Here is a 12,604-nt window from a genome sequence, read left to right as displayed (position 1 = left end):
ATCCCAGAGCGGCCCGGCGAGTATCGTGCCGAGCGGGTCGACGATGACGGCTCCGCCGCGGCTGACGATCGCGTCGGGATCTTCGGGCAGCGCGAGCGCATCATCGGCGGGATAGTCGGAGCGTCGGCAGAACTGGTTGGTCGACAGGACGAAGCATCGCCCTTCGAGGGCGATATGCTGCATGGATGGCGCCCAGGTGGGGCGCCCGTCCGCGGTCGGCGCGCAGTAGACCTGAATCCGCTGGGCGTACATGGCCGAGCGCAGCATCGGCATGTAGTTCTCCCAGCAGATGACGGCGCCGAGCCGGCCAAGCGCGGTGTCGAACACCGGCAGGGTCGATCCATCGCCGAAACCCCAAACCAGGCGCTCGGCGCCGGTCGGCATCAGCTTTCTGTGCTTGCCGAGGAAGCCCCCGTCGGCGCCGAAGAACAGCGCCGAGCAGTGCAGGGTTCCGCCGTCGCGCTCGATGACGCCGATGACGAGCACGGTCTTGTTGGCTCTGGCGATCGCGCCCAGGGCGTCGACGGCGGGTCCGGGAACTTCGATGCTGGAGGCGTGATAGCGACGGAACTCTTCGCGCCCCTGCTCCGACCGGGCCCCGATCACCGAGCCGAACGAGGAGCCGCGGGGGTACGCGCTGACGAACGCCTCCGGGAAAACCACCAGACTGGCCCCGGATCTGGCTGCGTCGGCGGTCAGGTCTGCGACCTTTTCGAGCGTCCGCGCCACGTCATAGGCGACGGGCGCCGCCTGGACGCAGCTCGCGACATACACGGGTTCGTCGCTGCGGCCCGTGGCGCGGGCGATCGCTTCTTCGACGATCCGGGAAGGGTTCACCACGTCCATGAACGTCTCCACTTGTGCTTCGGCCATGAGGGCATGTTCATATGGCCATGTCAAACCGGCCGAGGCAGCGGCAAGCGGGCCGTGGGATAATGGGAGGGGACCGCGCGTGCGTGTGATGTGTCTGGGAGCCGGCGCCATCGGCGGCTATTTCGGGGGCCGGCTGATCGAGGGCGGGCAGGACGTGACCTTCATCGTCCGGGAGGGTCGCAGGAAGACGCTTCTCGAAGAGGGCATCCGCATCAGATCGACCTTCGGGGACTTCTCGTCGAAGGCCAAGGCCGTCACCACGGACGAGATCCGCGAGCCGGCGGACCTGGTGATCCTGACGTGCAAGGCCTACGACCTGGACTCGGCGATCGACGCCATCTCGCCCGCCGTCGGGCCGCAGACGGCGGTTCTCCCCTTGCTGAACGGCATCGCCCACATGGCGGTTCTGAACGCGAGATTCGGCGAGGAGCGCGTCCTCGGCGGCCTCGCGAAGATCGCGGCCACCCTGTCCGCCGACGGCGTCATCCAGCACCTCAACGATTGGCGCTACATCACGTTCGGCGAGCAGAACGGCCTCATGTCGGACCGGGTCGTCGCGCTGAAGCAGGCGTTCGACCGGACCTCCGTCGTCGCGAAGGCCGTGCCGGACATCATGCAGGAGATGTGGAACAAGGTCGTGCATCTTGCCACGGTCGCCGGCATGACGACGTTGATGCGGGCGAGCGTGGGCGAAATCGCAAGAACGGCGGAAGGATCGTCGTTGATGATCCGTTTTCTTCATGCCAACGCGGCGATAGCCGGGCAGGAGGGATACGCGCCATCGGACGCCTTTCTGGACGAGTACCGCAAGCTCTTTGCCGACAGGTCATCCGGATACACGGCTTCGATGTTGCGCGACATCGAACGGCACGGTCCGATCGAAGGCGACCATATCATCGGATTCATGCTGCGAAAGGCGAGGGAGCACGGGATCGACGACACCATCCATCGCATCGCCTGCACGCATCTCGAAGCGTACGAAGCGCGTCGCGAGGCGGGCCGTCTCTGAACGCCGGGCCAGCGCGCCGCAGCGCATGGCCGCCGCTCCCGGCGGCGTGGGTACGCTACTGTTTGTAACGTTCCCTTCGGATGCGGCTCTGCTAGAACGGCTGGCAGCTTCGAGACACTGGAGGCCGTTGTCATGAGCGAGAAGATTGATCCGAAGGCGATGCCGCAGTCGGCGGAGGCGCTGAGAATGTCCATTCTCCAGAAGGAGATGGACAAGATGGACGTCGAGAGGAAGGCGCGGGAGGCCGAGGAGAACAAGCTCGCCGACTTCACGCGCGATTTCCTGCAGAAGCACGTCAGCGAGGACGAGATCGCCATGGTGCGGCGGCTGGTGATGAACGCGGTCAAGGACGGGAAGATGGAGGCGATGGTCTATTCGTTTCCGTCGGAACTCTGCACCGACAGCGGTCGGGCGATCAACAACAACGACCCGCGCTGGCCGGAGACCCTGCAGGGCAAGGCCAGGGAGTTCTTCGATCGCTACGAGGAACTCGGCAAGCCGCAGGGCTACAGGCTCAAGGCCATGGTCATCAACTTCCCTGGCGGCGTCCCGGGCGACATCGGTTTCTTCCTGAACTGGGCGCCGTCGGCGGCGTGATGCGGTTTCCGTCCGAAGGCTTCGGCGTCAGGGGTTTACGGCGGATCCTTCGATGCACACTCCATGCACAGCGTATGCACAACGCATATGCCAAGAAAAAGAGTCGGGATTGAATCGTTAATGCAGGCGCGAGGCATTCAGGCGGACGCCGCATGACATCGGACCTGCGGCCATTGCGGCCGCACGTCCCGGGGTTTCGAGGCGATGCCGGCCCCGGAACCCCGGAGGCGGATCAGAACACGCTCGGCACGACGTTCCGCGCCGTCCGGTCGGGCGCGTAGTCATCGGCTTTCTTCTGGCGCTTGCCGAGCTTGGGCTCGTCGTACTTGACCTTCTCGTAGGGGATCGAGGCGAGGAGGTGGGTGAGGCAGTTGATGCGCGCCGCCTTCTTGTCGTTCGAATCGACGATCCACCACGGGGCGTGGGGCGTATCGGTCAGGCGGATCATCTCGTCGTAGGCCGCCGAGTAGTCCCACCAGCGGCGGTAGCTCTCGAGGTCCATCGGCGAGAGCTTCCACTGGCGGGTCGGATCGTCGATGCGCTGGCGGAAGCGGCGCTCCTGCTCCTCCTCGCCGACAGTGAGGAAGTACTTGACGAGCGTGATCCCCGACTCGACCAGAGCGGCCTCGAAGCGGGGGCAGAGATCGAGGAAGCGCCCGGCCTGCTCGTCCGAGCAGAAACCCATGACCCGCTCGACCCCGGGGCGGTTGTACCAGCTGCGGTCGAAGACCACGACCTCGCCGGCGGCAGGCAGCTGCTCGACGTAGCGCTGCATGTAGATCTGGGTCTTCTGCCGGTCGGAGGGCGCGGGCAGCGCCACGACGCGGAAGACGCGCGGGCTGACCTTCTCGGTCAGGCGCTTGATCATGCCGCCCTTGCCGGCGGCGTCGCGGCCCTCGAAGATGACGACGATGCGGGCGCCGGTCGCCTTGACCCAGGCCTGGAGGTTGGCGATCTCGACCTGGAGGGCGGCGAGCCGCGCCTCATAGGCCTTGTTGCGGGCCTTCTTCGCGGCCTTGGGGTCGAGCGCGGGCTGATCCGCGGTCTTCTCCGGCTTCGCCTTCCTGTGCTTCTTGCTCATGGCGTTCCTCCCGGGTTCGCCTCGAAGGCGCGCAGCGCGTCGTCGAGGTCGTCGAAGATCATCTCGGGCCCGACCGCGGCCAGCAGTCCCGTGCGGTCGAGCAGGTCGCGCACCTCGGAATTGAACTCGGCGAAGGCGAGGCGGACGTTGCGCTCGGCGAGGTCGGTCCGGAACTCCTCGAGCATCGCGGCGGCGGTCGAGTCGGTCTGGGTGACGGCGCCCATGTCGAGGAGGAACCAGCGCGTCCCTGCCGGCGCGTCGTCGACGATTTCGAGGAGCCGCGCCTGCACGTGGTCGGCGTTGAAGAACAGGAGATTGCCCTCGACCAGCGCGATGACGAGGCCGGCGACCGGGCGGGCGTCGGGGCGGCGGTGCAGCTTGTAGAAGCCGTCGCGGCCGGGGATGCGCCCGAGAAGCGCGTCGCGCGGGAACATCATCTTGCGAAGCAGGTAGGTGAAGGTGGCGCCGATGGCGACGATGACGCCGGCCAGCACCCCGAGGGTGATCGGCGCGACAAGCGCGATCATCGCGAAGACGAACTCCATGCGGCTGATCCGCCAGAGCTCGCGCAGGGCGGGAACGTCGATCAGGCTGAGCGCCGCGGCGATCAGGATGGCGCCGAGAGCGGGGATCGGCAGGATCGCGAGCGCGGGTTGCAGGTAGAGGATGGCGAGGACGAGGGCGCCGGCGGCGACGACCCCGGCGATCTGGGAATGCCCGCCGACCGAGTCGTTGATCGCGGTGCGCGAGTCCGACGCGGTGACCGGGAAGGCGCCGAAAAGGCCGGCGGCGATGTTCGCAGCGCCGAAGCCCTGCATCTCGCGGTCGGCGTCGACCGGGTAGCCGCCGCGCTGGCCGAAGCTGCGGGCGGTGACGATGCCGGCGGCGAAGCTGACGAAGAAGATCGCGACCGCGCCGATAAGGAGGCGTTCGAGCCCGGCGCCGCCGGTCGAGGGCAGGGCGAGCCGCGGCAGGCGGGCGGGGATGTCGCCGACGACGGCGACGCCCATGGCCGGCAGGTCGAGAATCGCCGAAAGCGCGACCGCGAGGACGACGACGATCACCGGGCCGGGGACGGGCAGGCGGAAGCTGCGCGCGGCCTGGAGGACGGCGAACATGACGGCGGCGAGGGCGAGCGAGGGCCAGTGGATCTCCGCGAACTCGTTCAGGAGGTCGATGAAGGGGGCGATCAGGCCGTCGGACGTGATCGGCGCGCCGGTGACGCGCTTGAGCTGGCCGGTGATGATCGAGAGCGAGATGCCGGCGAAGAATCCGACGAGGATCGGCCGGGAGAGGAAGGCCGAGAGCGCCCCGAGGCCGAGGAAGCGGCCGGCGATGTAGAGGAGGCCGACGACGAGCGCGAGCATGGCGGCGACGCCGGGCCGGTCGGCGGCGGCGAGGTCGGGGACGGTGGCGAGGACCGCGGCCATGACGGTGATCGTCGCGGCGTCGGGGCCGACGATGAGCTGGCGCGACGGGCCGAAGACCGCGTAGGCGACGAGCGGAGCGATCGAGGCGTAGAGGCCGGTCTCGGGGGGCAGGCCGGCGATCGCCGGATAGGCGATCGCGGTCGGCAGGCCGACGGCGGCGATGGCGAGGCCGGCGGCGATGTCGCCCTTGAGCCACGCCGGCCGGTAGCCGGCGAGGCTCGCCAGCACGGGCCGGCGGGAGGGCGCCGGCCCGTGCATCAGTGGCCGCCCGAGAGGACGAGGGTGCGCACCGGCAGGATCAGGGCCTGAAGGCGCAGGAGCGCGGCATGGACCAGCCCGGTGGCGTCGATCGCGTGCAGCACGAAGGCGTGGAAGGCCCCGATCTCGGGATCCTGAAGCGCGTCGTGGTTCGAGGTGTAGGCGTTGGCGATGCAGGCCGAGCCCTGCGGCAGCCGGTCGAGGGCGCCCTCGAAGAGCGGCTCCATGATCGCGGTGATGGTGCCGGGGCGGGCGAAGGTGGAGATGTCCTGCAACTGGTCGGTCGGGCGGATCTGGCCGGAAGCGACCACGTCCTGCACGTCGGTGACGACGACCGGAATGACCGTGAAGGGGATCGCCGGGCAGGTGACCTCGCCGACCATGCCGACCTTGATGATCTGCGCCTCGATCTGGCCGAAGCCGGCGGCGAGCCCGGTCACATGACGGTCGGGCACGAGGATGCCGGCGGGGCGCAGCATCGGGTTGACCACGTCGCCGGCGCGGAGCGCGAACTGCTGGACGACGCCGTCGGTCCCGGCGACCACCAGCGCCTTCTCGAACGCGACCTCGGCCTCGGCGAGCGCGGCCTCGGCGCTGGCCTTCTCGGCCGGCAGCGCGAAGTCGATCTGGCTCTGCACCGCCGCCTTGCCGGCGACGGCGGCGTCGACCGCGCCCTGCGCGGTGTCGACGGCGACTTGGGCGCGGTCCACCTCGCGCTGGGCGATGGCGTCGGGGTTGCGCCGCATCAGCTCGGCGCGGGTGTCGTATTCGTCCTGCGCCTGCCTGAGCGAACCGCGCGCCTGGACGATGCGGCCCTCGGCCTCGGCGAGCTGGGACCTCGCCACCACCATCCCCGCCTCGACCTCGGCGATCTGGCGCTTCGCGGTCTCGATCTCGGCCTCCTGCTCGGCGGTGTCGAGACTGAAGAGGGGCTGGCCTTGCGTGACGTGCTCGTTGATGCCGATGAAGACCTCGGCGACGCGACCGCCCCGCTCGGGGAGGATCGTCACGGTGCGGAAGACCGAGACGGCGCTCGACGTCGAGGGGTGGAAATAGAAGATCGTGGTGATGAGCGCGATGGTCAGGATCACGCAGAGGGTGATGCCCCAGCGCAGTTCGTACCAGACCGAGAAGAGGGTGATCTCGCGGCCGAGGCGCTTGCCCTGCGCATAGCGGCGCCAGAGGAAGTCCGGCAGGATGGTGACGGCGGAGCAGAGCAGGAGTTCGAGCATCTCAGGCCTCCTTCTCCGGTTTCGCCGAGGGCGGCGGGTCGGCGGGCGCATCGTCGGAGAGAAGGTCGTTCCAGCGCGAGTCCGGCTCGGCCGACTTGTCGCGGCCGGAGAGCTTCTCGAGCGAGAGCGCGATCGAGTTCATCGGCGTCGAGAAGTTCGGCAGCTCGACGAGCGCGAGGAGCAGCGCGGCGATCCAGAAGACGTTGTTGTGGGTGAAGAGCGCGAGGAGCGCCAGCACGGCGACGAACTGGTACTGCACCTTGCTGGTCCGGTGCGCCATGTGCTCGGGCAGCGCGTGGAGCTTGAGATAGACGAGGCCGACCGAGATCACGGCGACGACGAGGAAGACCGCCATGACCGTCATCAGCCAGTCGGACTGGCCGGGGCCGGTGATGAAGGGCGGCAGGTGGTGCGGCGCCGCGGGGTTCATTGCGGGATGGTCCATCAGGGGGCTCCGGATGCGGGCGGCGGGGCGGGCGGCAGCTCGCCGAGGCGGGTCCAGGCGAGGACGAGCTCGTAGAAGACCGAGAGCACGACCGGGCCGAGGAAGAGCCCGACGAGGCCGTGGGTCAGCGTGCCGCCGATGACGCCGGTCAGGATGACGAGCATCGGCGTGGTCAGGCCGCGCGCCATCAGGATCGGCTTCAGAACGTTGTCGATCAGCGCGACGGGGACGAGCAGCAGGGTGAGGACGAGGGCGAAGGTCGTCGGGTGGCTCATCCAGATCCAGACCAGCACCGGCAGCAGAACGGGCGCGGGGCCGATCTGGACGATGCAGAGGATGAGGACGCCGAAGGCGATCAGGCCGGCGCCGGGAATGCCGGCGAGGTAGAGGATGCCCCCGGCGAGCAGCGCCTGCAACAGCGCGACGCCGATGACCCCGCGCGAGACGTTGCGGATGGTCGCCCCGGCGAGATCGACGAAATGCGCCCCGCGCGGCGCGACGAGCCGGCTGGCGAAGGCGCGGACCCCCGCGGCGAGCCGGGGGCCGGGGAGGAAGAGGAAGCCGGCTATGACGACGGAGGCGACGAACTTCAGCACGTCGGCGCCGATGGCGGCGACCTTGGCGAGGACCGTGCCGCCGGCGGGCAGCACGGCCGGGCCGTAGCGCCGCGCGGCCTCGTCGAGGTTGCCGGCGGCCAGCGTCCAGGCCTCGTCGAGCGGCTTGCCGACGACGGGCCATTCGTCGAGCGGGGCGGGCGGCGGCGGGATCTTCAGGGTCCCCGCGTTCAGGCCGGCGGCGAGCCACTGCACGGTCTCGGCGAGGCTGGCGGCGAGGATGCTGACCGGGCCGAGCACCGTCGCGAGCGCGATCAGCGTGATCGCGGCGGCCGCGAGGCCCCGCCGGTCGCCGAGCCGGCGGGCGAGCCAGGCGTAGGCGGGGTAGAGCGCGACCGCGAGCAGGACCGCCCAGATGACGATCGGCACGAAGGGGCGGACGAGCTCCAGCGACCACCAGGCGAAGAGGCCGAGGAAGGCGAGGCGCACGACGAAGTCGGTGGCGCTCGCCTCGAGCTCGTCTTTCCGGGGTTGGGGGATGCGCATTCCTGACCTTCTACGACGCGGGCTCGTCCGGCGCCGGCGCCATGATCGGCAGGCCGGCCTTGGCCAGCCCGGCGACGATCGACGACACCAGCTCCGGGGCCACATGCCGGCTCTCGAGGTCGGCTGTGACATGCGCGCCGTAGTCGGGATCGAGACCGAGGATCGCAGAAACCGCGTCTGCCGCCTCCTCGTCAAGCCCGAGTTCGGCCGCGGCTGCGGCGACGGCGACGTGACCGTAGAGGACCTTGGGCGCCTCGACCCGGCGGGCCTCGGCCAGCGCCTCGGCGAAGCGGCCGTGCGCGAAATGGTAGAGGAAGAGCCCGATGCGGTAGCTGCCGGGCTGGGCCCGGTTGACGGCGTAGGATTCCTCGAGCAGCGGCAGCGCCTCGTCCCAGCGGGCGAGCATCGCGTAGCGCTGCCCGAGATCGGCGAGGATCGTCGTGTCGTTGGGGTTGAGCCGGCGGCCGGCCTCCAGCGCGTCGAGGGCGCCGGCGACGTCGCCCCCGAACCAGCGGGCGAGGCCGAGGGCGTAATGCGCCCAGGCGGAGCCGGGAGCGAGTTCCACCGCGCGGGCGGCGAGCCTGGAGGCGCGGCTGTGCAGGTCCGGTCCGGACGTGTCGAGCCGGTGGCCGAAGCGGTGGGCGTTGGAATAGACGAGGGACAGGCAGGCCAGCGCCTCGGCGTAGTCGGGCTCGGCCGCCACGGTGCGCTCGAGACCCGAACGCACCGCCTCGATCATTGCCGGGTCAAAGGTGCGCCAGTAGGCGTAGAACAGGAGCACCGCCGCGTAGCTTCCGATCGGCTCGGGAGCCGCTCCGTCGGCGTCGCGCGCCCGGTCGGTCTGGATCGCGCCGTAGGGCTGCGCCAGCGCCCGCGCGACCTCGTTCGCCACCGCGTTGCGGAGCGCGATGATCTCCGAGGGCCGAAGGCGCCGCTCGAATGTCCCCGCCCAGACCGCGCGGCCGCTCGCAGCCTCGACGAGGAGGACGTCGACCTCGAATCCGCCCGGCCGCAGCGAGGTCTGGCCGGTGACGAGGTAGTCGGCGGCGACCGTCCCGCGATCGGCTCCGGGACCTATCCTGGCCGGGTTGAGCAGCGCCGCTTCCGCGCCGAACACGCGCAGGCCGGTGAACCGGGTGAGCGCGATGATCAGCGAGCGCGTGAAGCCGCGGGTGAAGCTCGGGAACGACGACTGGTCGCCTTCCTCCTCGAAGGCGGTCACCAACACCCGGGGCGCGCCGGCCGGCGCCTGCGGGAGCGCCACGGCCCCGGCGCGGGCGAAGACCGGCACGTAGCCGCCGCGCGGAATGTCAATGCGAAGATCGCTCGATCGGCCGTCGGTCAGGTAGTAGCGCTCGAGCGACCGTCGGAGCCGTCCCGCCTCGATCCGGACGATCGAGTCGAGCTGCGGGTCGAACTTCGGATCGCGCCCGAAGACCTCGGTCGCGATCGGATAGGCCTTGATCCGCTCGGTGCGGCCCGCGAGGGCTTCCTCGACGACGAAGCTCAGGAAGCGGCGGTTGCGCTCGCTGGCGTCGAAATGCTCCGAGGCGAGGATGCGGGTCAGCTCCGTCCGAACGGCGTCGGCAGAGACCGCCTGCTCCTCCCGCACCATGACCTGGCCACCCGTTCCGAATGCGCCCGGAGTCTCGCACAAGCGCGACATGTCCGAAACTGCGAGATGGCACGTAGCAGACAGTAACGTACTTGGCCCGAGGTTCGGGCCAGGGGTCCAGGCTTTCTGTTGACTCAGCCACCGAGAACGTCCAACGCGAAGTCATGATGGGTGCGCGGCTGCAATTCTGGCTGACCGGGCTGATTGCGGGGCTCTTCGCCCTGGCGATCGTGCAGGCGCCCGGGCAGCACGCGCGCGCGATGGCGGCGCGCACGGCGTTCATCGCCGCCTATGCCATGCCGGACGGCGCCGTGCCGGAGATCTGCCCCGGCCACGCTCTCGGCGACGGCGGGCCTGCCGACGGGCACGGCCGGCATCTGTCGGCCCCTGCCTGCCTCGCCTGCGTGCTCGTTGCCGCCCCGGGGCTCGCCCCGGCCGCGTTCCCTGCCGCCGGGCGCCGAGGTGCGCCGGTCGCAGCGGCGCCCTGCGAAGTCGGGCCCGTCGCTGTCCACGAGGTCGCCTGGGCGCCGCATCGTGCTCGGGCGCCGCCCGCGGGTTCCATCGCCTGATCCGTGCCGTCCCGCGTCGCGTGTACGGCCTTGCTCAATGCCGGGGCGCGCGATGCCTGCGGCCGATCGGAAAATGGAACCCATGTCGAAATCACTCGTTGTCGCGGCGATCGCCGCCATGGCGGCCACCGCTGCCCACGCCCACGTCACGTTCGAGCAGTCCGAGGCGCCTGTCGGAAAGAGCTACAAGGCCGTGCTGCGGGTGCCGCACGGCTGCGAGGGCGAAGCGACGCTGAAGGTGCGCGTCCAGATCCCCGAAGGGATGATCGCGGTCAAGCCGATGCCCAAGGCCGGCTGGACGATCGAGACCGTCACCGGGACCTATGAGCACCCTTACGACTACTTCGGCTCGCAGTTGACCGAGGGCGTGACCGAGATCACCTGGACGGGCGAACTGCCGGATGCCTACTACGACGAGTTCGTGTTCCGGGGAATGCTGACCGACGGCCTCGAGGCGGGAACCGTGCTTTACGTCCCGGCCGTGCAGGAATGCGCGACCAGGACCGAGCGCTGGATCGAGGTTCCCGCCGCCGGCCAGGATCCGGACAGCCTCGAGTATCCGGCGCCCGGCGTGACGCTCCTCCCCGCCGTCGACGGGCACTGAGCGGGTGGCCGCCTCGCGGCCGCTCGCGCTCTTCTGCCTGATCGCGGCCCTCATCGTCGGGGGCCGCGCCTCTGCGCACGCGCAACTCGTCGCCACCACGCCCGCGGCGGGAGCGGTGGTGGCGGAGGCGCCGGGCGAGGTGGTGCTCGAGTTCAGCGAGCCGGTGGCGCCGCTGTCCGTCCGCTGGTTCCCGCCCGACGGCGGCGCGGCCCTGGACGGCGCCGCCCGGGCGGAGGACAGCCGGCTGGTGGCGACCGTGCCCGACGGGCTCGGAACCGGCACCCTGCTGCTGAGCTGGCGGGTGGTTTCAGTCGACGGCCACCCGATCGGCGGCAGCTATGTCTTCTCGGTGGGGGCGCCCACCGCCGTTGCCGCAGAGATCCCCGCCGCCGGCGCGGCGCGGGCGGCGGCGGTCGCCCGCTTTGCCCTCACGGTCGCGCTGGTGCTCGGCGTGGGCGGCGCGCTCTTCTGCCGGCTGGTCGACCGCGGCACGGCCCCGGCGCTCCGGTCGCAGCGCATGGCGTCCTGGTCGGCGTTGGCGGTGGCCCCCGCGGCCGTGCTGGCGCTCGGGCTGCAAGGCCGCGATCTGCTCGCGGCCCCGGTCGCGGCGCTCGCGGGCCCGCAGCCCTGGCTGGCGGCGCTGGCGAGTCCGTTCGCCGCCACCGTCGCGGCAAGCCTCGCCGCCGGGCTCGCCGCCGCGCTGGCGCTCCGTCACGACGATGCGGCGGGCCGCCTCTGGTGCTGGGTCGCGTGGATCGCCGCGGCAGTCTCCTTCGCGCTCTTCGGCCACGCGGCGACGGCGCCGCCGCGCTGGCTGACCACTCCCGCCGTGGCGCTGCACGCCGCCGCCTTCATCTTCTGGATCGGCGCGCTGCCCGGGCTTGTGGAGCGGGCTGCGTGCGGGGGCAGCGACCTTCTGCCGACATTGCGCCGCTTCTCGGCGATCGCCATGCCGCTCGTCGTCGGGTTGGCGCTGAGCGGCGCGACGCTCGCCTTCATCCAGGTCGGCCGGCCCGAGGCGATGCTGGGGACCGCCTACGGCCGTCTGCTGACCGCGAAGCTGGCGCTTGTCGCCGTGCTGCTGCTGCTCGCGGCGCTCAACCGCTTTCGGCTCACCCCGGCGATCGCGCGGGGCGAGACCGGGGCCGCGCCGAAGCTCCGCAGGTCGATCGTGGCGGAGCTCGTCCTCGGCCTCGTGATCGTCGGCCTCGCCAGCGGCTTCCGGCTGACCCCGCCGCCGCGTACGCTCGAGGCCGCCGTGCCTGCCGGGCTCCACGTCCACGTGCACGGGCGGACCGTGATGGCGGACGTCGTGCTGAAGCCGGGCCGCGCCGGGCCGAACACGCTGGAGATCACCCCGTTCGGGCAAGACTTCGCGGCGATGGAGCCCATGGCGATGTCCGTCGCACTCTCGGATCCGGCGCGGGGCGTCGAGCCGATCCGCATTGACGCCGCCCGGGACGGCCCGCTCTGGCGCGCCGGTCCGGTCCAGCTCCCCCATGGCGGCGACTGGACGCTCACCCTCGACGTCCTGATCAGCGATTTTGCGAAGGAAACTCTGGAAACCACCGTTCCCGTTCCGGCGGCGGAGTAGCGCGACCGGAACTTCCCATTGTGGGACGCGCGGGGGCCGATCCGGCCGGCCCCCGCAGGATCCGCAGGCTGAGCGAGGGTATCATACCGGCGAGTCTACCAGTCCACTCGGCGCAACACGGGCTAACACGCGTGATAGCCTAGTAACTATCGGAATACACACGATAAAAGTGTTAAAGGTCAAAAAGGTCCGCGAGT

The 12,604-nt window shown here is 70.4% G+C and carries 12 protein-coding genes; 5 read left to right on the top strand and 7 right to left on the bottom strand.

All coding sequences use genetic code 11. The annotated features are described in order from the left end of the window. Positions 1–846: nitrilase-related carbon-nitrogen hydrolase (locus KBA23_RS13245; protein ID WP_290741693.1), on the bottom strand; the 846-nt coding region annotated here is incomplete at its 3' end. Here KBA23_RS13245 and KBA23_RS13240 point away from each other — a divergent pair. Together KBA23_RS13240 and KBA23_RS13235 are read left to right on the top strand one after the other, a co-directional pair. Further along, positions 845–1,882, top strand: a complete 1,038-nt coding sequence (locus KBA23_RS13240; protein ID WP_366935316.1) for a ketopantoate reductase family protein — start codon at positions 845–847, stop codon at positions 1,880–1,882. The genes KBA23_RS13245 and KBA23_RS13240 overlap by 2 nt on opposite strands. 132 nt (positions 1,883–2,014) lie before the next feature. Continuing rightward, complete coding sequence (locus tag KBA23_RS13235) at positions 2,015–2,479, top strand: hypothetical protein (RefSeq protein ID WP_290741691.1); 465 nt, start codon at positions 2,015–2,017, stop codon at positions 2,477–2,479. A 232-nt stretch (positions 2,480–2,711) separates the two neighbouring features. On the opposite strand, the gene ppk2 is transcribed toward KBA23_RS13235, so the two are convergent. Genes ppk2 through KBA23_RS13205 form a run of 6 tightly spaced genes read right to left on the bottom strand, consistent with a single transcriptional unit; the run spans position 2,712 to position 9,640 of the window. Then, positions 2,712–3,560, bottom strand: a complete 849-nt coding sequence (ppk2, locus tag KBA23_RS13230) for a polyphosphate kinase 2 (protein ID WP_290741689.1) — start codon at positions 3,558–3,560, stop codon at positions 2,712–2,714. Further along, positions 3,557–5,248, bottom strand: coding sequence for a SulP family inorganic anion transporter (locus KBA23_RS13225; protein ID WP_290741687.1), 1,692 nt, complete (start codon positions 5,246–5,248; stop codon positions 3,557–3,559). The genes ppk2 and KBA23_RS13225 overlap by 4 nt, the downstream gene beginning before the upstream one ends. After that, positions 5,248–6,480 (bottom strand): biotin/lipoyl-binding protein, encoded by a 1,233-nt coding sequence (locus KBA23_RS13220; protein ID WP_290741685.1) that lies wholly within the window; start codon positions 6,478–6,480, stop codon positions 5,248–5,250. The genes KBA23_RS13225 and KBA23_RS13220 overlap by 1 nt, the downstream gene beginning before the upstream one ends. 1 nt (position 6,481) lies before the next feature. Next, positions 6,482–6,925, bottom strand: coding sequence for a hypothetical protein (locus tag KBA23_RS13215; RefSeq protein WP_290741683.1), 444 nt, complete (start codon positions 6,923–6,925; stop codon positions 6,482–6,484). After that, positions 6,925–8,025, bottom strand: a complete 1,101-nt coding sequence (locus KBA23_RS13210) for an AI-2E family transporter (RefSeq protein ID WP_290741681.1) — start codon at positions 8,023–8,025, stop codon at positions 6,925–6,927. Before KBA23_RS13210 ends, KBA23_RS13215 begins: the two co-directional genes overlap by 1 nt. 10 nt (positions 8,026–8,035) lie before the next feature. Then, positions 8,036–9,640 carry a hypothetical protein gene (locus KBA23_RS13205; protein WP_290741679.1) on the bottom strand — a complete coding sequence of 535 codons (1,605 nt, stop codon included), beginning with the start codon at positions 9,638–9,640 and terminating at the stop codon, positions 8,036–8,038. Positions 9,641–9,807: 167 nt separating this feature from the next. On the opposite strand from KBA23_RS13205, the gene KBA23_RS13200 reads away from it, so the two are divergent. The 3 genes from KBA23_RS13200 to KBA23_RS13190 all read left to right on the top strand — a co-directional run bounded on the left by KBA23_RS13200 (position 9,808) and on the right by KBA23_RS13190 (position 12,407). Then, a complete protein-coding gene (locus KBA23_RS13200; RefSeq protein WP_290741678.1) occupies positions 9,808–10,209 on the top strand; it encodes a hypothetical protein in 402 nt (133 codons plus the stop codon). 82 nt (positions 10,210–10,291) lie between these two features. Then, positions 10,292–10,813 carry a DUF1775 domain-containing protein gene (locus tag KBA23_RS13195; RefSeq protein WP_290741676.1) on the top strand — a complete coding sequence of 174 codons (522 nt, stop codon included), beginning with the start codon at positions 10,292–10,294 and terminating at the stop codon, positions 10,811–10,813. Between the two features lie 4 nt (positions 10,814–10,817). Beyond that, the gene (locus KBA23_RS13190) at positions 10,818–12,407 is read left to right on the top strand and encodes a CopD family protein (protein ID WP_290741674.1); all 1,590 of its coding nucleotides are present in this window, start codon (positions 10,818–10,820) and stop codon (positions 12,405–12,407) included. Positions 12,408–12,604 lie beyond the last annotated feature (197 nt).

This window comes from Amaricoccus sp., from assembly GCF_017995835.1.
In the GTDB taxonomy this organism is placed as follows: Bacteria; Pseudomonadota; Alphaproteobacteria; order Rhodobacterales; family Rhodobacteraceae; genus Amaricoccus.
Note: the sequence above shows the minus strand (reverse complement) of the source record. Positions and strands in the feature narration are given on the sequence as shown.

Coding starts and splice junctions, on each gene's coding strand:
- KBA23_RS13200 (WP_290741678.1), top strand. CDS start 9,808: ATGGGTGCGCGGCTGCAATTCTGGCTGACCGGGCTGATTGCGGGGCTC.
- KBA23_RS13215 (WP_290741683.1), bottom strand. CDS start 6,925: ATGGACCATCCCGCAATGAACCCCGCGGCGCCGCACCACCTGCCGCCC.
- KBA23_RS13195 (WP_290741676.1), top strand. CDS start 10,292: ATGTCGAAATCACTCGTTGTCGCGGCGATCGCCGCCATGGCGGCCACC.
- KBA23_RS13240 (WP_366935316.1), top strand. CDS start 845: ATGAACGTCTCCACTTGTGCTTCGGCCATGAGGGCATGTTCATATGGC.
- ppk2 (WP_290741689.1), bottom strand. CDS start 3,560: ATGAGCAAGAAGCACAGGAAGGCGAAGCCGGAGAAGACCGCGGATCAG.
- KBA23_RS13205 (WP_290741679.1), bottom strand. CDS start 9,640: ATGGTGCGGGAGGAGCAGGCGGTCTCTGCCGACGCCGTTCGGACGGAG.
- KBA23_RS13235 (WP_290741691.1), top strand. CDS start 2,015: ATGAGCGAGAAGATTGATCCGAAGGCGATGCCGCAGTCGGCGGAGGCG.
- KBA23_RS13210 (WP_290741681.1), bottom strand. CDS start 8,025: ATGCGCATCCCCCAACCCCGGAAAGACGAGCTCGAGGCGAGCGCCACC.
- KBA23_RS13220 (WP_290741685.1), bottom strand. CDS start 6,480: ATGCTCGAACTCCTGCTCTGCTCCGCCGTCACCATCCTGCCGGACTTC.
- KBA23_RS13225 (WP_290741687.1), bottom strand. CDS start 5,248: ATGCACGGGCCGGCGCCCTCCCGCCGGCCCGTGCTGGCGAGCCTCGCC.